Below are 19,433 nucleotides of genomic sequence, written 5' to 3' on the forward strand. Positions count from 1 at the left end.
GCCTCCGGTCCTGCTGCTCGCACAGCGCTGTGACATTTGCTCGCACAGCGCTGTGACATTTGCTCGCATAGCGAGACCCAAAAACCTTCATTCCGCACCCCGCCGTACGGTGGGACGCACAACCAGCACACAAGGAGAATCCCAGTGGCCGAGCTGTTCTACGACGACGATGCCGACCTGTCCATCATCCAGGGCCGCAAGGTCGCGGTGATCGGTTACGGCAGCCAGGGCCACGCCCACGCGCTGTCGCTCCGTGACTCGGGTGTCGACGTCCGCGTCGGTCTGCACGAGGGCTCCAAGTCCAAGGCGAAGGCCGAGGAGCAGGGCCTGCGCGTCGTCACTCCGGCGCAGGCCGCCGAAGAGGCCGACGTCATCATGATCCTGATCCCGGACCCGATCCAGGCCCAGGTCTACGAGGAGTCCATCAAGGGCAACCTGAAGGACGGCGACGCACTCTTCTTCGCCCACGGCTTCAACGTCCGCTTCGGCTTCATCAAGGCCCCGGCCGGCGTCGACGTCGCCCTGGTCGCCCCGAAGGGCCCGGGCCACCTGGTCCGCCGTCAGTACGAGGAAGGCCGCGGCGTTCCGGCGATCGCCGCCGTCGAGCAGGACGCCACCGGCAGCGCCTTCGCGCTGGCCCTGTCGTACGCGAAGGCCATCGGCGGCACCCGCGCCGGCGTCATCAAGACGACCTTCACCGAGGAGACCGAGACCGACCTGTTCGGTGAGCAGGCCGTTCTCTGCGGCGGCGCGTCGGCGCTCGTCAAGGCGGGCTTCGAGACCCTGGTCGAGGCCGGCTACCAGCCGGAGATCGCGTACTTCGAGTGCCTCCACGAGCTGAAGCTCATCGTGGACCTCATGTACGAGGGCGGCCTGGAGAAGATGCGCTGGTCTGTCTCCGAGACCGCCGAGTGGGGCGACTACATCACCGGCCCGCGCGTCGTCACGGACCAGACCAAGGCCGAGATGAAGAAGGTTCTCGCCGAGATCCAGGACGGCACGTTCGCCAAGAACTGGATGGACGAGTACCACGGCGGTCTGAAGAAGTACAACGAGTACAAGACGCAGGACTCCGAGCACCTGCTGGAGACCACCGGCAAGGAGCTCCGCAAGCTCATGAGCTGGGTCGACAACGACGAGGCGTAAGCCTCGGGACCGGGGGGCCGCGGCGTATCGCCGCGGCCCTTCGCGCACAACTGGACAGAACGTCCAGCCACGGACGGGTGATCCTTCCGCTGCGGCGGAAGACCAGCTGTCCGGCGCCACTAGACTGCTTCATACATACACGCGTCAGGCCCACAGCGTCGTGCGTCTTCCACGCGGCTAGCCCCTCCACCGCCTGCGGCCGTCGGGACGGCCGTCCGCAAAGGACCAGTGAGGACTCACGTGAGCTCGAAACCTGTCGTACTCATCGCTGAAGAGCTGTCGCCGGCCACAGTCGACGCCCTGGGCCCGGACTTCGAGATCCGGCACTGCAACGGCGCCGACCGGGCAGAGCTTCTGCCGGCCATCGCCGATGTCGACGCGATTCTCGTCCGCTCCGCCACCAAGGTCGACGCCGAGGCCATCGCAGCCGCGAAGAAGCTCCGCGTCGTCGCCCGTGCCGGTGTCGGCCTCGACAACGTCGACGTCTCCGCCGCCACCAAGGCCGGCGTCATGGTCGTCAACGCGCCGACGTCCAACATCGTCACCGCCGCCGAGCTCGCCTGCGGCCTGCTCGTCGCCACCGCGCGCAACATCCCGCAGGCCAACACGGCCCTGAAGAACGGCGAGTGGAAGCGCTCGAAGTACACGGGCGTCGAGCTGAGCGAGAAGACCCTGGGTGTCGTCGGCCTCGGCCGCATCGGTGTCCTGGTCGCGCAGCGCATGTCGGCCTTCGGCATGAAGATCGTCGCGTACGACCCCTACGTACAGCCCGCGCGCGCCGCCCAGATGGGCGTCAAGCTGCTCACGCTCGACGAGCTGCTCGCGGTGTCGGACTTCATCACCGTTCACCTCCCCAAGACCCCGGAGACCCTCGGCCTCATCGGTGACGAGGCGCTCCACAAGGTCAAGCCCGAGGTCCGGATCGTCAATGCCGCCCGTGGCGGCATCGTCGACGAGGAGGCGCTGGCCTCCGCGCTCAAGGAGGGCCGTGTCGCGGGCGCCGGCCTGGACGTGTACACGAAGGAGCCCTGCACGGACTCCCCGCTGTTCGAGTTCGACCAGGTCGTCTGCACGCCGCACCTCGGCGCCTCCACCGACGAGGCCCAGGAGAAGGCGGGCATCGCGGTCGCCAAGTCCGTGCGGCTCGCGCTCGCCGGTGAGCTCGTTCCGGACGCGGTCAACGTCCAGGGCGGTGTCATCGCCGAGGACGTACGCCCCGGTCTGCCGCTCGCCGAGAAGCTCGGCCGGATGTTCACCGCGCTCGCGGGCGAGGTCGCGGTGCGTCTCGATGTCGAGGTGTACGGCGAGATCACGCAGTACGACGTCAAGGTGCTCGAACTGTCCGCGCTGAAGGGCGTGTTCGAGGACGTCGTCGACGAGACGGTGAGTTACGTCAACGCGCCGCTCTTCGCGCAGGAGCGCGGCGTCGAGGTCCGCCTCACGACGAGCTCGGAGTCCCCGGACCACAAGAACGTCGTCACCGTGCGCGGCACGCTCTCCGGCGGCGAGGAGGTCTCGGTCTCCGGCACGCTGGCGGGCCCGAAGCACCTCCAGAAGATCGTCGGTATCGGCGAGCACGACATCGACCTGACCCTGGCCGACCACATGGTCGTCCTGCGGTACCAGGACCGTCCGGGTGTCGTCGGCACCGTCGGCCGCATCCTCGGTGAGGGTGGCCTGAACATCGCGGGCATGCAGGTGTCGCGGGCGGACCAGGGGGGCGAGGCGCTGGCCGTTCTCTCCGTGGACGACACGGTTCCGCCGGCGGTTCTCGCGGAGATCGCCGACGAGATCGGCGCGGCGTCGGCGCGGTTCGTGAACCTCGCGAGCTGACACAGCTGGGCCAGGTGCCCGGGACGCGCGCCCGCGTCCCGGGCACCGGTGCGTCCGGGGCCCGCGAGGCTGTAGGTTCCACGGCTTCGTGCGCACTGACTCCTGCCGTAAGGCTGAAATCCGGGCTTGATGCGCAATGCCGTCGCTAGGCAGTGGTGCGCAATCTTGGGCCGGTAGGTGACACGGAAGGGTACTCAGAGTGAGATATGCCGCGCGCTGACACGCGTCGCGGTGGGCCCGCGCTCCTCGCTTCCGCGGTGGCTGTGTGGAACGTCCTTCGCGGCGGTGCGAGCCTTGACACCTGGCATCAGGAAGGGCAGATCTCGGTCGGCAGGCCGTTGGAGAGTCCGCCGCGTTCGCCGTCGGTGAGATCACGACCGAGGACGGAGCACAGGTGCCGCTTCCAGAGGGTGGGGTCGAGGCGGAACAAACCGAGGCGGCCTCCGGAGACGGGTGAGCGTAGAAGCGCCTTGCCGTCCTTGGTGGCCGCCAGGAAGCCCTGCTTCTCCCCAAATTCGTACGTTTCCCGGTACGCGGGGTCGTCCGCCTTCAGGAAGCTTACGGAACTGTCGTTGGCCATGAAGAACCCGGAGCCCCCGGTGCCACCCGCCGCCCACTGGTTAGGGGTCAGCGGCCCGAGCGGACCCACCACTCTCTTCGGCGGCTGCCCAGGTTGCGCCGACCACAGCTCGACCAGGCCGCCTATGCTCTTCACGGCCGCGTAGCGCGAGTCCTTCATGAACACGGCCGTGTCGAGGTCGACTCCGAGGCGTACACGAAGTCCTTTGTTCTTCTTGCCTGTTCGCAGATCGACAGCGTGCACGTCCGGTTCGCCGCGCACGGTGACCCCCGCGTACCCCGGCTCGGGGTGGTTGCCCACGAAGTAGTCCGGTCGGTCTTTCGTGGTGAGCTGAAGGTCACGCAGGTCGATCGGCAGCGTCACGCGGCGGCCCTCGCGAGTATCCCAGTGCTCGACGAGTGTGCCGGAGACTGTCAGGAGCCGATCGTCATCGAGGAAGCGGAAGGCAACCAGTCCCGGCTTGCCGTCTTTGCCGACAGGAGGTTGTGCCACGGTGAACTCGGTCACCCGGCGCAACGAGGGCAGTGCGCGAACCGTGATCCGGTTCAGGTCCGAGACATCCGCCACCAGCGTCTCGGCGTTGTTGACCCGGAGTGCCTGGTTCGCGTCCGGAGGCGTTTTGGCATCGCTGTCCACTTCGGCAAGAGTTCTCTCCTCCCCTTCTGTTTCCATGACGCGCAGACTGTCGCTGTCCTTGCCCACACGGACCACCATCCTGCTTCCGTCGCCGAGCAGCGTCGGAGGGCTGTGGGCGCTGACGTCCTCCGACTTTGCCAGCGCCCATCCAGTCACCGCGTCCTCGTTCCAGGTGACCACGACAGGCTCGCGCGAAGTCCCGAGAAGAGGAAGGTTCTTGACGTCCTGCAGGCTGTCGGGTCCGAAGAACCGCTGAGTCCTGCCGCCGTCTCGAGTGTGGACCAGGTCCCACTCGCCCGTCGTGGAGAGCACCGCGAAGCGGTCGCCTTCCTCGTCAACGGCCACATCACTGCATGAAGTGCCGTCCCCGCGACGGTATTGGCCCAGCACCTCTCCGTCCGCCACGCGTACGGCCTGGTATTGGGCCTGTCCGTCCAAGTCGGGGTCGGGCTTGTCTTTCCGGCAGACGATCACCACGCTGCCGTTTCCCGACACTCCGGTGCCACCGAATTCGAGGCCCTTTGCCAGTTCACGCATCGTCCCGGCACCGATATCGACAGCAACCACTGACTGCTTCAGGACCGACCCGGGGCTGCGCTGGGCCACGAGTGTGTTCCCGTCCGGGCCGAACCACACGTTGACAAGCCCGGAGACCTGGACCGGAAGCTCCCGAGGCTGTTGTGTCTCCAGGTCCCACACCTGCACCGGCCGCTTCGCCGACGACGCCGGCACGCCGACCAGTCGACGCCCGTCCGGGGAGAAGTCCATGATTTTGACGTTGAGCCATTGCGCGCCCAAGGAGATGTTCTTGAGCGCACCGCTGAGCGGGTGTGGCGGCCCTACCAGCCGTTTCCCTGAGGGGGTCACGTCGTGCCAGACCACCACCCCGTCCACATCGCGCAGGTAGGCGATCCGTCGCCCATCCCGGCTGACCACGGGGGACAGGACGTTGTTGGCGAGGCGGAGTTGCTCCTGTCTGACCCTGCCCTTGGCCGTGCGGACGAAAAGGGTTGCGCGGCCGAGCTCGGTCGTCACCAGCGTCACTCTGCCGTCCGCGCTCATGGCGGCCGCACGGGCTGGTCCCTCGGCTCCCGTCAGCATCCATTCCGCGTCCTTGAGTTCCTCGTACCGGCGCATCAGCGCACTGCGGGCCTCTTGTGTCGGAGCGACCTCGTACGCCGCGAGCGCCGCCAGGGCAGCCTGCCCGGGGTTGCTGTCCGTCAAGTCGTCCGACTGCACCGCAAGCGTCCGGGACCGCCCCTCGGCCTCCCGGTGTGCGCTTACCTGTGATTCCTGCACGAGGAACGTGCCCAGCCCGGCGATCAGCAGAAGGGTCAGGGCCACCGCGACCCATCCCGCACGCGCCCGAACCTGCCGTGCCCGCTGGCGCTGACGGGCCAGCGCAAGGAATTCCCGCTGGTCCTCGGTCAAATCCGTCTCGCGTCCGTGCAGCCTCGCTTCCACGGCCGCGAGCTGAAGGGGGCCGGGCAGCAGATCGGCCGAGCCGTCCGCCTTTTGCCACCGCTCCAGATCGTGCTGTACCTCCGCCCGCCCCGTCAGGAAATCAGCATCGGCCCGGACCAGCTCTGCCAGGGCTGGCCATACCGCGATCAAAGCCTCGTGGGCCAGCTCCGCGCTCTCCGGTCGGCCATCACCTCCGTACAGGACCAGCAGGCGCTGCTCGGCCAGCGCCTGCGCCAGGCGCCAGCGTCCTTCTCCCGCCTCTTCGCGTGTCAGGGCGCGCCGCAGCGGAGCCTCGCCGCCCGGCAGCACCCGCACCAGCCCCGTCAGCAGCCGTGCCGCTTCGGCCTCACCCTCAGGTGGGACGCACTTCCGCCACGCCTCCTCGGCATGGCGCCGCAGTGCGCCGGATACTCCGTCGATGTGCTCGTACGTCGCGGCCTGTAACCGTCCGGCGGCTCGTCGCTGCCACAACTGCGCCAGGACGAACCCCAGAAGGGGCAGAATTCCCGGCTCGCCGCCCGCATCGTCCAGGATGCGGCGGTCAAGCCCGGGGTCGTACTCGACCGCCGGAATGCGCTTGAGCGGTTCGGTGATCACCGCGTGCAGCTGGTCCCGGGCCATGGGAGTGAGCGGAAGTGTCACCCCGCGTTTCAGAGCGGGACCCAGGTGCGAGTGACTCAGTGCGGCGTCCATGAAGTCGGCGCGCAGGGTGACGAGAACCCGCAGGGCGGCTGGCTGCCACTGAGGGAACAGCAGCTCGACAGTCTCGGTGAGCTCCGGCTGCGGGCGGTTCAACAGTGCCTCGGCCTGATCGAGTACGACCAACAACCGTGACGCCGGCCGTCCTGTTACCCGATGGAAGGCGTCCGCAAGCCCTAGCTCACTCAACCAATGATCTACGTGGTCGGCGTTCTGCGCGCGGGGGGGCCGCCCATACTCCCCCGATCTTTCGATCTCGAACAGCTCGGTGGCGAGCGCGGCCCGCAGGGAAGAGGAACGTGTCGCGTTAACCTGCAGAATCCGGTAGCCGTCCTGCCGCATCCTCGGCACCACACCGGCCAGCGCGAGCGACGACTTGCCGCAGCCCGACGGCCCGTACACCGTCACAGTGGGCTGATCGCCCCGCAGGGCGGTGACGACTCGCTCGATGTCGTCGTCCCGGCCGAAGAAGACATCCGCGTCGTCCTCCTGAAAGGCGGACAGACCACGAAAAGGCGTAGCCGGGCTCACGTACGGGGCGAGGTCGGGTACTTCCTTCAGTAAGGTTCTCGTCCGCAGGACGAACGCCTGCTGGGCCTCGCGGACCGACTGTGCCGCCACCATCATCCCGACGACAGCGCCCAGTTTGTTGTCCCAGACCGGGCTCCCACTGAAACCCCCCTTGACGTGCACGGCTTCATCGTTGGCCCGCGAGAGCTGGATCCAGCCCGGGCGGGTGGGCCCCCGGAACCTGCCGCTCTGCCAGATCCCATCCGGGTTTTCGTCGGTGAAGCCCACGGTACGCGCATCGTGGTCCCATACGCCGCTCTGCGGGTCGGCCATGGGGAGCGGACGGGCTCCGGGAATCCGGTTCCGCAACCGCAGCACGGCGATGTCCCCGGTCTGATCGGGCCTGATCGGCATCCAGTGCTGGACCTCGGCACGGTGGTCGCCCCCGTCGACGCCGTCGGCGTTCCCGGCCAGCGGCACGTCGACCGTGACCTCGGTGCCGGCCTCCACCGTGTCGTCCCGGGGCCGGTCCAGCGCGTCCGACACCACATGAGCGCAGGTCAGCACCAGGTTCGCGGCGATGAGGAAGCCCGCGCCGCCGATCGCACCGTCCGGCCCCTTAACACGGACGACCGCCGCGACCAGTGACGGCTCCGCCTCCCCGGTGTCGCGCTCCTGAATCTCCGTCACTGCGACCCCCCGTGCCCCGTTGTCGCGCCTGACTGGGTCAACTTCCCTGCGGTGTATTCCCGTTGGGGTCTCTCGCGTCACTCCTGTTCCAGGTCAGGCTCACGGAGAAATTGGCCGCTGTCGCCGTGCTGGCAATGACCACGTCCGCCTCGGCCGACAGCGAAACCCCGAACTCCAGCGTGATCTCGTCCGGCGCGTTCGCCAGCCCTTGGAACCGCCCCACGAAGCTCTCCGCCACCGGACGCACGGTGTCCAGCATCTGACCGAACGACCGTTCGGCGCGCGCTATGGAGCGGCCTCCGCGCCCCACGCGGACCAGCGTCTCGTCCACCTCCCGGATCTGGACACGCACGGACTCGTCGCTGCCGTCCCCCAGGGGGACTTCTACCGTGTGGACAGGGCCGTCGCTCATGACTCTCCTCCGTTGCTCGGGAGTTGGAGATCGTAGCGGCATGCCCCTCTCCGATCGCAAGAGACCGACAACGATAGCTACGGACTGCAACGAATGCGCATCGAGCCTTGGATCTGCGCATTCATTGCGCATCCTCAGCCGACACCGCGCATCGACTCGCGGATCCTAGAGAGGCGTTACATGCGGGCGGCCTTGAGGGACATGTGCAGCAGCAGCCGGTCCTCGCCGTCGTGGAGGTCCAGGCCGGTGAGTTGTTCCACCCTCGACAGGCGGTAGTAGAGCGTCTGGCGGTGGATGTTCAGGGCGCTCGCGGTCCGGCCCGCCTGGCCCGCGCAGTCCAGGAAAGCCTCCGCCGTACGCGCGAGTTCGGCATGCGCGGGTTCCAGGAGCGGGCGTACGGCGGGGTCGACGGGGTGGCCCGGGCCGCTGTCGGGGAGTGCGGCCAGCAGGCGGTACGGTCCGATGCCCGCCCACTCCGCGACCGGTCCGAGGTGGGGCCGCGCCAGCGCAGCCCGGGCGGCGGCGGAGGCTTCGCGCCATGCGCCCGGCAGGTCCTCCAGTGTTCGTACCGGATTGCCGATGCCGACGACCGGGCCCGGCGCGGCCAGCAGGCCGGCGGCGGCCTGGTGGGCGGGGGAGAGGTCGGCCTGCGTACGGATCCTGACCAGGGCGGCGAGGCGCGGACCGGCCGGGCCGGGCACCGGAAGCAGACACAACGCCGCGGCGCCCGGGACCGTACGTACACCCGGCACGGACTGCGCCCAGGGCGCGGCGCACAGCAGGGCGTACGCTCCCGGGTCGCCCAGCGCCGCACCCAGTGAGGCCAGGGCGGCGGCCCGGCTGTCGGCGGAGTCCGTGGTGAGCAGGGTCAGCAGGTGGGGGCCGAGGTCGGCGCGGGCGCGGGCCTCGTCCGCCAGCAGCTCCCCGATCCGGGCGCAGACCGCCATCGCCGCGGGCGGTACCGGTCCCGGCGGGCCGTCGTCCCCGGCGAGCAGCCATACGTAACCGTGGACCGTGCCCCGATGGCGTACGGGGAGGCAGAGCCGGCCGCGCAGTACGCCGGCCGCGGGGTCGGCGGGGATGTGAACCGGCGTCTGGGCCGTGGCGATGCCGAACTTCTCGAACCACGCGCGGACCTCGGCCGTCGAGCGGCGGGTGAGGATCGAGCGCGTACGGACGGGGTCCAGGGTCGTTTCGTCGAAACCGCTGCCGCTGTCGTGCGCGCCGAACGCGATCAGCCGGAAATCGCGGTCCTCCAGCGTCGCCGGGGCGCCGAGCAGTGCCGAGACCTCGTCGACCAGCTCCTGATAATCGCCTTTCACGCTTCTCATTCTCGCACCCCTTCAGACATCTGTATGAGATACGGGCCACGGATGCGTGACAGCTGTCGATGGTTCAAGATGCGAGCGATCCTTAGATTTCACGGTGGTTATCCGTGCCGTACCGAATTCTCCTGGTCACGGCCCCCTTCAAGCCTTATCCGTGGAGGTGCCCCGTGCTGGGTCCCGTGATCCTCGCCGCTTCGCGCAGCGACAAGATGCGCCGCTTCGTGTCGGCCGCCCCGGGCACCAAACAGGTCGTCGGCCGGTTCATCGCCGGTGAGACGGTCGAGCAGGTCGTTCCGATCGTCCGGGACGCCGCCGACAAGGGGCTGGAAGTGACCCTGGACGTCGTGGGCGAGGACATCACCACCCGCGAGCAGGCCTACGCCGCTCGTGACGCCTACCTGGAGCTGATCGATCAGCTCAAGGGGCTGGGGCTGGGTGAGCGGGCCGAGATGTCGGTGAAGCTGTCGATGTTCGGGCAGGCGCTGGAGGGCGGCCACGAGCTGGCGCTCGCCAACGTCCGGCCGGTCGTCGAGGCCGCCGCCGAGATCGGCACCACGGTCACACTGGACGCCGAGGACCACACCACGCTCGACTCGATGTTCGCCATCCACGAGGAGCTGCGGAAGGACTTCCCGCAGACCGGCTGCGTGATCCAGGCCTACCTCTTCCGCACCGAGGAAGACGCGCGCCGCCTTTCCGGGGCCGGCAGTCGCGTCCGTATCGTGAAGGGCGCCTACAAGGAGCCCGCCGGTGTCGCGTTCCAGGACAAGGCGGAGATCGACAAGGCGTACGTCCGGATTCTGAAGATCCTGATGGCCGGTGACGGGTACCCGATGATCGGATCGCACGATCCGCGGCTGATCGCCGTCAGCCAGGAGCTCGCGCGGCGTGCGGGGCGCAAACTGGATGAGTACGAATTCCAGATGCTGTACGGGATCCGCAGCGAAGAGCACGTGCGGCTCGCGGCAGAGGGCCACCGGATGCGTGTGTACACCGCGTACGGCACCGACTGGTACGGCTACTTCATGCGGCGCCTCGCGGAGAAGCCGGCCAACCTGCTGTTCTTCGTCCGTTCGATGATCACCAAGAACTGACCCTAGGGCCGAGCCCTTCCACCCCTCACAAAGGAGTCAAGGACCTCATGGACGCTGTGACCCAGGTCCCCGCCCCGGTCAACGAGCCGGTGCACACCTACGCGCCCGGTTCGCCGGAGCGTGCGCGCCTCGAAGCCAAGCTCAAGGAGCTGGCCGAGAACCCCATCGATCTCCCGATGACGATCAACGGTGAGAAGCGGATGGGCGGTGGCGAGCGTTTCGACGTCGTACAGCCGCACAACCACAAGGCCGTCCTCGGCACCGCCGCCCACGCCACGCAGGACGACGCGCGGGACGCGATCGACGCCGCGCTGGCCGCCGCTCCGGCGTGGCGCGCGATGTCCTTCGACGACCGCGCCGCGATCATCCTGCGCGCCGCCGAGCTGCTGTCCGGCCCGTGGCGCGAGACGCTCGCCGCCTCGACCATGCTCGGTCAGTCCAAGACCGCCCAGCAGGCCGAGATCGACACGCCGTGCGAGCTGATCGACTTCTGGCGATTCAACGTCAAGTACGCCCGTGACCTGCTCGCCGAGCAGCCCCCGGCGAACTCCCCGGGTGTGTGGAACCGGCTGGACCACCGTCCGCTGGAGGGCTTCGTCTACGCGATCACGCCCTTCAACTTCACGGCGATCGCCGGCAACCTGCCGACCGCTCCCGCCCTGATGGGCAATGTCGTGGTCTGGAAGCCGTCCCCGACGCAGACGCACGCCGCCGTGCTGCTCATGGAGCTGCTGGAGGAGGCCGGTCTCCCCAAGGGCGTCATCAACCTGGTCACCGGTGACGGCATCGCGGTCTCCGAGGTCGCCCTCAACCACCGCGACCTGGCCGGGATCCACTTCACCGGCTCGACCCCGACCTTCCAGTACCTGTGGAAGACGGTCGGCAACAACATCGAGAAGTACCGCACGTACCCGCGCCTCGTCGGCGAGACCGGCGGCAAGGACTTCGTCGTCGCGCACCCGAGCGCCGACCGCGCCGTGCTGAAGACCGCGCTGACCCGTGGCTCCTTCGAGTTCCAGGGCCAGAAGTGCTCCGCTTCCTCGCGTGCGTACGTCCCTGCCTCGATTTGGGAGTCCGGCTTCAAGGAGGAGTTCGCGGCCGAGGTCGACGCCATCACCATGGGCGACGTCACCGACCTGTCGAACTTCATCGGCGCCGTCATCGACGAGCGTTCGTTCGCCAAGAACAAGGCCGCGATCGACCGCGCCGCCGCCGACCCGACGTGCACGATCGTCGCGGGCGGTACGTACGACGACTCGGTCGGCTACTTCGTCCGCCCGACGGTCATCGCCTGCACGGACCCCGCGAACGAGGTCTTCACGACCGAGTACTTCGGCCCGATCCTCGCGGTCCACGTCTACGAGGACGCGAAGTACGACGCCATGCTGGAGCAGATGGAGTCGGCGTCCGACTACGCCCTGACCGGCGCCGTCATCTCCGGCGACCGCGCGGCGGCCGCGTACACGATGGACAAGCTCCGCTACGCCGCGGGCAACTTCTACATCAACGACAAGTCGACCGGCGCCGTCGTCGGCCAGCAGCCCTTCGGCGGCGGCCGCGCGTCCGGCACGAACGACAAGGCCGGCGCCCCGCAGAACCTCCAGCGCTGGACCCTGACCCGGGCCATCAAGGAGACCCTGGTCTCGCCGACCGACTACACCTACCCGCACCAGGGCTGATCCGGCCCCGCCCGAAACTCCGCCCCCGTCCGGCCCCCACGCCGACGGGGGCGGTTTCGTGTGTGCGCGCAGGTGTTCGTGTGGGCGCAGGTGTCAGATCTTGCGCCAGCGGGCCATCGCGAAGGAGAAGACGCCGAACAGGGCGAGGCCGACGGCTATCAGGGCCAGCAGCCACGGGCCCGCCGGGGTGTCGGTGAAGGAGCGCAGGGTGTCGTCGAGGCCCTTGGCCTGGTCGGGCTTGTAGTCGACCGCCGCCTTGACCGCGAATCCGCCGAGCACGGCGAAGACCACGCCGCGCGCGATGCCGCCCGCGACGCCGGTGACGTCGACGACCTGGCGGGTACGGCCCCGCAGCTCGCCCATCTTCAGGTGCTTGTGGTACTTGCGCATCGCGGCGCGGGCCGCGATCCACACGCCGGCGACCGCGATGGCGAGGCCGCCGATGCCTACGATCCACTGGCCGCCGGGGAGTTCCATGGCCTTGGCTGTCACGTCCTCCGACTGCTTGTCGCTCGATCCGCTGCCGCTGCCCTGGGAGCCCGCGGCGAACGACAGCACGGAGTACGCGACGAAGCCGTAGAAGGCGAAGCGCGCCAGTGACAGCAGGCGCTTGCTCGCCTTGTGTCCGTCCGGGCCCGCCGCGCCGAAGACGGCTTCGGAGAGCCGCCACAGTGCCATGCCGGCCAGACCGATGCCCAGGGCCCAGAGCAGGACCGCACCGAACGGCTGCTTGGACACCTCCGCGAGCGCGCCCCCTCGGTCCGCCTGGCCGCCGCCCCCGAAGGCGATACTCAGCGCCAGGGCGCCGATCAGCAGGTAGAGCACCCCGCGCGCCCCGAATCCCCAACGCGCGGCCGCCTCCAGTGCCGAACTGTCCGACGCCTGGCGGGCGGTGCGCCTGCCGCGGCGGGTGAGTGCCGATGTACCCATGTCCTGCCTCCTTCGTCGCAGTGCATGTGCCCCGAAGTGGACGGCGGAACCGGTGGGGGCGCGGGGGTGTGCCGACGCGGTCTTGTGAAATGGAAATGGACATGTCAAATTCCTCAACGGTGTCTCCGTTCCCCACGGAGACCTGACTGAGGAGATCCCCCCATGAGACGCATCCTCCGTGCGCGCACAGCCGTGACCGCCCTCATAACCGCCGGCGCGCTGGGCCTCGCCTCGACGCCCGCCGGCGCCCAGCCCGCGGCGCAGACCGCGGCCGCAGGCCCGTCGACGTACGCCATCGACTCCGAACTCTCCCAGCGGCTCGGCGACGACACCGCCGGCAGCTACATCGACCGCCGCACCGGCGAGCTCACCGTCACCGTCACCAGCGAGCGCGCGGCCGAGCAGGTCCGCGCGGCGGGCGCCGTCGCGAAGCGCGTGGAGCGCGGCGCCGCCCGGCTCGAGGCGGCCATGGCCGCGCTGGAGGCCGGAGCGAAGATCACCGGTACGTCGTGGGGCGTCGACCCGAGGACCAACCAGGTCGGCGTCGAGGCCGACCAGTCCGTTTCCGTACGGGAGATGGCCCGGCTGAAGAAGGTCGCGGACGCGCAGGACGGGGCGGTGCGCATCTCGCGCGTACCGGGGACCTTCGAGCGCGAGGTGGCGGGCGGTGACGCGGTCTACGGCGGCGGGTACCGCTGCTCGGCGGCGTTCAACGTCTCGAAGGGCACGACGCGTTACTTCGTGACGGCCGGCCACTGCACCAACGATGTGGCCAACTGGTCGGCCACGTCCGGCGGTCCGGTGATCGGTGTCCGCGAGGGCACCAGCTTCCCGACCAACGACTACGGCATCGTGCGCTACACGAACGGCTCGGCGCCGGCGGGCAACGTCAACCTCTACAACGGCGGTCACCAGGACATCGCGTCCGCCGCCAACGCCGTCGTCGGCCAGGCCATCAAGAAGAGCGGCTCCACGACCAAGGTGACCAGCGGCACCGTCACCGCCGTGAACGTCACCGTCAACTACGGTGACGGGCCCGTCTACGGCATGGTCCGCACCACCGCCTGCTCGGCCGGCGGCGACAGCGGCGGCGCCCACTTCGCCGGCAGCGTCGCGCTCGGCATCCACTCGGGCAGCTCCGGCTGTACGGGCACCAATGGCTCCGCCATCCACCAGCCCGTGCGGGAAGCCCTGTCGGCGTACGGCGTGAACGTGTACTGAGCGGCTTTCTGGTACGGGCGGGGCCTGGGAGAGTTCGGTGCATGAATGAGCCGATGCGCCGCAAGCATGCCGACCTCGTCCGTACCGCCCACACCGCCGATCTCGCGCCTGCCGCGCTCCACGAGATCCGCGCCCTCCTGGACGCCGCCTTCGACGGCGACTTCGGCGAGGACGACTGGGACCACACCGTCGGCGGCATACACGCCTTCGTCCAGGACGAGCGCGGCCTCGCCGCCCACGGGAGCGTCATCCAGCGCCGGGTCTTACACCGCGGCCGGTCGCTGCGCGTCGGTTACGTCGAGGGCGTGGCCGTGCGCCCGGACCGCCGGCGCGAGGGGCTCGGGGGCCTGGTGATGGAGGCCCTGGAGCGGGTGATCGACCGGGCGTACGTCCTCGGCGCGCTGTCGGCGTCGGACGACGGGGCGGCGCTCTACGCCGGGCGGGGGTGGGTGGTGTGGCCCGGGCGGATCGGGGCGCTGGGCCCGGACGGCGTCGTACCGCTGCCCGACGAGGAGGGCTCGACGTACCTGCGGGCCGCCGCGACCGGGCTTCCCGACGCGTCCGACGCCCTGTTCTTCGACTGGCGCGGTGGCGACGTGCTCTAGGGGGCCGTGTTCTCGTGCGGGGACGTGTTCTCGTGAGCGAGGTGCGCGGGCGGCGGGGTCACAGGAACCGGCGGATGGGCAGGACGGCCACTTCGCGGGCTCGCTGGGCGAGAGAGCGTCTCTTCCACCGGCCCGCCCGGATCTGTTCACTCACCGCCACGTCCTCGTCGAAATGCGCGTCCAGCGTGGCCGTGAACTCCTGGTCCAGGACGGCGAGCATGACCTCCTCGTCGTGGTCGAGCGAGCGCCGGTTGAAGTTCGTCGAGCCGATCAGCGATGCCACGTGGTCGACGGTGATCACCTTCGCGTGCATCATCGTCGGCTGGTACTGGAAGATCTTCACGCCGCAGGCGGTGAGTTCCTCGTAGAAGTGCTGTCCGGCCAGCCGGCACACCCGCTTGTCGGTGTGCGGGCCCGGCAGCACGATCTCCACCTCCACCCCGCGCCGCGCCGTGGCGCAGAGCAGCTCGACGAAGTAGGCGTCCGGCGAGAAGTAGGCCGTGGACAGCCGGAAGCGTTCCTCGGCCGACTCCAGCATCACCCGCATCAGGGTCTGCATGTCCTGCCAGCCGAAACTGGCCGAGCCGCGCACCACCTGCACTACCGAATCGCCATGCGGGCGGTGCTCGACGAAGCGGTCCCGGTCGTCGAAAAGTTCGTCGTGGCACTCCGCCCAGTTCTGCGCGAACGCCGCGGCGATGCCGTCCACCGCGGGCCCCCGCACTTCGACGTGCGTGTCACGCCACTCGTGCTCGTCGCGCGCGTCGCCGCACCACTCCTCGGCGATCCCCACACCGCCCGTGAACGCGGTCTCCTCGTCGACGACGAGGACCTTGCGGTGGCAGCGGTGATTCTGCTTGAACGGCGAGAGATACAGCGGCTTGCGGAACCACGCCACCTGCACCCCGGCCCGCTCCATCGCGTCCAGCTGCTCCGTCTCGATCAGCCGGCTGCCGAACCCGTCCAGCAGCAGTCGTACCCGTACCCCGGCGCGGGCCCGCTCGGCCAGCGCCTCGGCGAACCGGCGGGCGATGTCGCCCTTCCAGTACACGAACGTCATCATGTCCACCGTGTGCTCGGCGGACCCGATACCGGCCAGCATGGCGGCGAAGATCTCATCCCCGTTGCGCAGGGGAACGAGCGCGTTGCCCTCGGTCGCCGCGATGCCTATCAGCCGCTCCAGGCGGCGCCGTATTCGGGCGATGCGGTCCTCGGCGGATGCCGACGCCCGCGCTGTGGGGGCGTCGGGGGCCAGCTCGGGAAGATCCTGCGTACTGGTCATGGAGTCACCGGGCCGGCACGCAAGAGAGGGGACGGGGCCGCGGTGCCCGGTCCGGCGCGGGCAGCGCAGCGTGCAGACTGTACCCCCGCGGTCCGCGCCCGGTCGCCTGGCAAGGGGGCCGCAGCACGGCGGGGGGCGGACGCTTCGAGGAGGTCCTTGACGGCGTCCCTACAACGACCTGCTAGAGATCGCGTCTCAGATAGTAGGAAGTCCGAGTAATTGTGGAGACAGACAGTCCGGCCTCGCTTAGCTTGGAAGAAGCCGAACGTCTCGCTCCATCAGCGAACGGCGGTCGCGAGCCCGTGCCCCATGCAGGTAACCCCTGCGGCACCTGCTCCCCGCCCATTCCGGCGCCCTGAAATCATCTGATCTCAAGGAGTCGATCATCATGGCCGAGACCGCGCGCCGCGTGCGCCACACCCCCCGTTCGAACGACACCGACCGCAAGCAGGCGGCCGCCGCCCTCCAGCGCGCTCTGGACCGCCGCGACAACGGCGGCGCGACCGGCCACTGAGCTGCCGTTCACCGGCCGCGCTGGATCTCGAAGTAGTCGACGCGCTCGCCCGATTCGGCGAGCGCGGAGACCTTCAGCTTCGGCGACGCACCGGTCTCGGCCTCCACCGCGAGGAACGAGAAGCCGGTGTAGCGCACCCGCGACCACTCCACCGTGTCCGGGTCCGGGAGCCGCAGCTTCGTCCAGTGGAAGGTCACGATGTGGTCGTGGTCGTGGACGTTGCCCTCGTAGCTGTCCTTCACGCCGAGCCCGAAGCCGTACAGGTCCTTGCCCGCGCCGCCCGCCGTGACGTACACGATCCCGTCCCGCGTGGGGTCGGTCGAGGCCCCGACCGGCACCGGCTTGCCGACCTCGCCGCCCTTGATGGCGTCGGTCCGCTCGTACACATGGTTGTGCCCGTTGATCACCAGGTCGACCTGGTGCTTGGTGAAGAGCGCCAGCCACGCGTCGCGCACCCCGCCGTCCGAGGCGTGCGTGGACGTCGAGTACACGCAGTGGTGGAAGAAGGCCACGATGAAATCGATGCCGGCCTGCCGCCGCAGCCCGCCGAGCCGCTTGTCGAGCCAGGCGCTCTGGGCGCCGTCCGTGTAGCCCTTGTTGGCGGGTATCTCGTACGACACGTCGTTCGCGTCCAGTGCCACGACGCCGACATTGCCGTACGTGAAGGAGTAGATGCCCGGGGCGTTCGTCGCGTCGGGCCCGTTCGCCGGCAGCGACCAGCGCGCGGACTGGCCGCCGTAACCGTTGGGGGAGTACCAGGCCTCCATGTCGTGATTGCCGGTCGTCACCATCCACGGAACCCGCGAGGCCACGCTCTCGGTCTGCGCCAGGAACTGGTCCCACACGCGTGCGTCGTAGGTGTCCGACTCCCTGCCCTGCCCGCTGCTGTCCGCGTAGCAGATGTCGCCCGCGTGGAGGTGGAAGGACGGGTTCTGGCCGAGGATCAACTGGTCGTTGGCGAGGGCGTCGTAGCTGACCCCCTGGTCCCCGAAGGCCGTGAAGACGAAGGTCTCCGGCCGCTCGGGCGCCGTACGGAACGAGCCGATGGTCGACAGGCGTGAGGCGGCGGCCGGGTCGAAGCCGTCGTGCCCGACGCCGTAGTAGTACGTCGTCCCGGGCCTCAGCCCGTCGAGCCCCACATGCAGATAGAACTGGTCGACCGCGGGCTGCTTGCGCGACAGCGACGGCGTGTGCAGATCGCGCACCTCCGCCTCGATCTTCCGGCTCAGCTCCCACGGCTGAAGACCGATCCGTACGTACGGGCGCTTGACCGCGAAAGGCACCTGCCAGGAGATCCGCATCTGCGTCTTCGGGTCGGCGCCGAAGGCGAGGTGGCGGCCGAAGGGCGCGACGAGCGACCCGTCGACGCGGGGAGTGGGCGTACTGACAGCGGGCGCGGCCGAGTACGCCGGACTCGCGCCGCCCAGCAGGGCCGTTCCGCCCACCGTGGCGGCGGATGAGGTGATCACTCGCCTGCGCGACAGCTTCGTACGCAGATACTCGTGCTGCTCCGGCATGCTCATGCGGCGGGCGAGCTGCTCGGGGATACCGGTGCGTGGGGTGTCGGCCATGAGAAAAAACTTCCCAGTAACAACCAACTCTGGCCAGTACTGAGGGTGAACAGAATCTGTCGAGATTCCGAGTCCGAATGGCGGACGCCCGGTGTCACGGGATGGGACGCGGGAGTAGGGTGCCGACATGTCTCGCAGCCTCAATCTCGCAGTGATCCCTGGTGACGGCATCGGCCAGGAGGTCGTGGCCCAAGGGCTCAAGGTCCTCAACGCCGTCCTTCCGCAGGATGTGAAGCTGCAGACCAAGGAGTACGACCTCGGCGCCCAGCGCTGGCACCGCACCGGAGAGACCCTCCCGGAGGCGGAGCTCGACTCCCTCAAGCAGCACGACGCCATCCTGCTCGGCGCGATCGGCGACCCGTCCGTGCCGTCCGGCGTCCTGGAGCGCGGGCTGCTGCTCAAACTGCGGTTCGCCTTCGACCACTTCATCAACCTGCGCCCGTCGAAGCTGTTCCCCAACACCGCGACCCCGCTGGCCGGCCGCCCCGACATCGACTTCGTCGTCGTGCGCGAGGGCACCGAGGGCCCGTACACCGGAAACGGCGGCTCGATCCGCACCGGTACGGAGCACGAGGTCGCGACCGAGGTCAGCCTGAACACGGCGTACGGCGTCGAGCGCGTCGTCCGTGACGCGTACGAGCGGGCCAACGCCCGCCCGCGCAAAAAGCTGACGCTGGTCCACAAGAACAACGTCCTCGTCTACGCCGGCCACATGTGGAAGAACATCTTCGACAAGGTCGGCCAGGAGTACCCCGAGGTCACCACCGACTATCTGCACGTCGACGCCGCGACGATCTTCTTCGTCACGCAGCCGGAGCGCTTCGACGTCATCGTCACCGACAACCTCTTCGGCGACATCCTCACCGACCTCGCCGCAGCCGTGACCGGCGGCATCGGCCTGGCGGCCTCCGGCAACATCAACCCGACGGGCGCCTTCCCGTCGATGTTCGAGCCCGTCCACGGCTCCGCGCCCGACATCGCGGGCCAGGGCAAGGCCGACCCGACGGCCACGATTCTCTCCGTCGCCCTCCTCCTGCGGCACCTCGGCTTCGAGCCCGAGGCCGTCCGTATCGAGGAAGCGGTCTCCGCCGACCTCGCGGAGCGCGACGGCAGCACGGTCCGTACGACGGACGAAATCGGCGACGCGCTCGCGGTACGAGTAGCGGGCTGACCCGACGGACTCCTCCCACAGCCGCCGGGTCACAGACACCCGGCGGCTGTGCTTTGCCGCGGCCGGGT

Annotated in this window: 14 protein-coding genes; 8 read left to right on the plus strand and 6 right to left on the minus strand. The window is 69.1% G+C overall.

What is annotated here, in order from left to right:
* Positions 1 to 144 precede the first annotated feature (144 nt).
* Entirely contained in the window at positions 145 to 1,146 is a 1,002-nt protein-coding gene (gene ilvC / locus AC1P0E_RS24235) for a ketol-acid reductoisomerase (protein ID WP_482744237.1), read from the plus strand.
* Between the two features lie 240 nt (positions 1,147 to 1,386).
* Positions 1,387 to 2,979 (plus strand): phosphoglycerate dehydrogenase, encoded by a 1,593-nt coding sequence (gene serA / locus AC1P0E_RS24240; RefSeq protein ID WP_482744238.1) that lies wholly within the window; start codon positions 1,387 to 1,389, stop codon positions 2,977 to 2,979.
* Between the two features lie 307 nt (positions 2,980 to 3,286).
* Here serA and AC1P0E_RS24245 read toward each other — a convergent pair whose 3' ends face one another.
* The 3 genes from AC1P0E_RS24245 to AC1P0E_RS24255 all read right to left on the minus strand — a co-directional run bounded on the left by AC1P0E_RS24245 (position 3,287) and on the right by AC1P0E_RS24255 (position 9,292).
* Complete coding sequence (locus tag AC1P0E_RS24245) at positions 3,287 to 7,558, minus strand: nSTAND1 domain-containing NTPase (RefSeq protein WP_482744239.1); 4,272 nt, start codon at positions 7,556 to 7,558, stop codon at positions 3,287 to 3,289.
* Positions 7,559 to 7,595: 37 nt separating this feature from the next.
* Positions 7,596 to 7,970 (minus strand): CU044_2847 family protein, encoded by a 375-nt coding sequence (locus AC1P0E_RS24250; protein WP_482744240.1) that lies wholly within the window; start codon positions 7,968 to 7,970, stop codon positions 7,596 to 7,598.
* 176 nt (positions 7,971 to 8,146) lie between these two features.
* Complete coding sequence (locus tag AC1P0E_RS24255; RefSeq protein ID WP_482745883.1) at positions 8,147 to 9,292, minus strand: PucR family transcriptional regulator; 1,146 nt, start codon at positions 9,290 to 9,292, stop codon at positions 8,147 to 8,149.
* Between the two features lie 173 nt (positions 9,293 to 9,465).
* Between AC1P0E_RS24255 and AC1P0E_RS24260 the strand changes: the two genes are divergently transcribed.
* A complete protein-coding gene (locus tag AC1P0E_RS24260) occupies positions 9,466 to 10,392 on the plus strand; it encodes a proline dehydrogenase family protein (RefSeq protein ID WP_482744241.1) in 927 nt (308 codons plus the stop codon).
* Between the two features lie 47 nt (positions 10,393 to 10,439).
* On the plus strand, positions 10,440 to 12,071 hold the full coding sequence (gene pruA / locus AC1P0E_RS24265) for an L-glutamate gamma-semialdehyde dehydrogenase (RefSeq protein WP_482744242.1): 1,632 nt from the start codon (positions 10,440 to 10,442) through the stop codon (positions 12,069 to 12,071).
* Between the two features lie 93 nt (positions 12,072 to 12,164).
* On the opposite strand, the gene AC1P0E_RS24270 is transcribed toward pruA, so the two are convergent.
* Positions 12,165 to 13,001 (minus strand): DUF1206 domain-containing protein, encoded by an 837-nt coding sequence (locus AC1P0E_RS24270; protein WP_482744243.1) that lies wholly within the window; start codon positions 12,999 to 13,001, stop codon positions 12,165 to 12,167.
* Positions 13,002 to 13,163: 162 nt separating this feature from the next.
* Between AC1P0E_RS24270 and AC1P0E_RS24275 the strand changes: the two genes are divergently transcribed.
* Together AC1P0E_RS24275 and AC1P0E_RS24280 are read left to right on the plus strand one after the other, a co-directional pair.
* Entirely contained in the window at positions 13,164 to 14,222 is a 1,059-nt protein-coding gene (locus tag AC1P0E_RS24275) for a S1 family peptidase (protein ID WP_482744244.1), read from the plus strand.
* 41 nt (positions 14,223 to 14,263) lie between these two features.
* Positions 14,264 to 14,827: a GNAT family N-acetyltransferase gene (locus AC1P0E_RS24280; RefSeq protein WP_482744245.1), complete on the plus strand. Its 564-nt coding sequence runs from the start codon at positions 14,264 to 14,266 to the stop codon at positions 14,825 to 14,827.
* 58 nt (positions 14,828 to 14,885) lie between these two features.
* Here the strand turns inward: AC1P0E_RS24280 and AC1P0E_RS24285 are convergent, their stop codons facing one another.
* Positions 14,886 to 16,109 carry a phospholipase D-like domain-containing protein gene (locus AC1P0E_RS24285; protein WP_482744246.1) on the minus strand — a complete coding sequence of 408 codons (1,224 nt, stop codon included), beginning with the start codon at positions 16,107 to 16,109 and terminating at the stop codon, positions 14,886 to 14,888.
* A 388-nt stretch (positions 16,110 to 16,497) separates the two neighbouring features.
* Here AC1P0E_RS24285 and AC1P0E_RS24290 point away from each other — a divergent pair, with 388 nt between their 5' ends.
* Complete coding sequence (locus AC1P0E_RS24290) at positions 16,498 to 16,623, plus strand: hypothetical protein (protein ID WP_454374385.1); 126 nt, start codon at positions 16,498 to 16,500, stop codon at positions 16,621 to 16,623.
* A gap of 8 nt (positions 16,624 to 16,631) precedes the next feature.
* Here AC1P0E_RS24290 and AC1P0E_RS24295 read toward each other — a convergent pair whose 3' ends face one another.
* Positions 16,632 to 18,194, minus strand: a complete 1,563-nt coding sequence (locus AC1P0E_RS24295; protein ID WP_482744247.1) for a purple acid phosphatase family protein — start codon at positions 18,192 to 18,194, stop codon at positions 16,632 to 16,634.
* Positions 18,195 to 18,321: 127 nt separating this feature from the next.
* On the opposite strand from AC1P0E_RS24295, the gene AC1P0E_RS24300 reads away from it, so the two are divergent.
* Entirely contained in the window at positions 18,322 to 19,365 is a 1,044-nt protein-coding gene (locus tag AC1P0E_RS24300) for a 3-isopropylmalate dehydrogenase (protein ID WP_482744248.1), read from the plus strand.
* Positions 19,366 to 19,433: the final 68 nt, after the last annotated feature.

The sequence above is a fragment of the Streptomyces sp. TRD_SC_5 genome, from assembly GCF_056836825.1.

Bases quoted from the DNA above. Each gene is read 5' to 3' on its own strand.
- AC1P0E_RS24300 (WP_482744248.1), top strand. From the start codon at position 18,322: ATGTCTCGCAGCCTCAATCTCGCAGTGATCCCTGGTGACGGCATCGGC.
- AC1P0E_RS24275 (WP_482744244.1), top strand. From the start codon at position 13,164: ATGAGACGCATCCTCCGTGCGCGCACAGCCGTGACCGCCCTCATAACC.
- AC1P0E_RS24250 (WP_482744240.1), bottom strand. From the start codon at position 7,970: ATGAGCGACGGCCCTGTCCACACGGTAGAAGTCCCCCTGGGGGACGGC.
- AC1P0E_RS24280 (WP_482744245.1), top strand. From the start codon at position 14,264: ATGAATGAGCCGATGCGCCGCAAGCATGCCGACCTCGTCCGTACCGCC.
- AC1P0E_RS24285 (WP_482744246.1), bottom strand. From the start codon at position 16,109: ATGACCAGTACGCAGGATCTTCCCGAGCTGGCCCCCGACGCCCCCACA.
- AC1P0E_RS24290 (WP_454374385.1), top strand. From the start codon at position 16,498: ATGGCCGAGACCGCGCGCCGCGTGCGCCACACCCCCCGTTCGAACGAC.
- AC1P0E_RS24295 (WP_482744247.1), bottom strand. From the start codon at position 18,194: ATGGCCGACACCCCACGCACCGGTATCCCCGAGCAGCTCGCCCGCCGC.
- AC1P0E_RS24270 (WP_482744243.1), bottom strand. From the start codon at position 13,001: ATGGGTACATCGGCACTCACCCGCCGCGGCAGGCGCACCGCCCGCCAG.
- pruA (WP_482744242.1), top strand. From the start codon at position 10,440: ATGGACGCTGTGACCCAGGTCCCCGCCCCGGTCAACGAGCCGGTGCAC.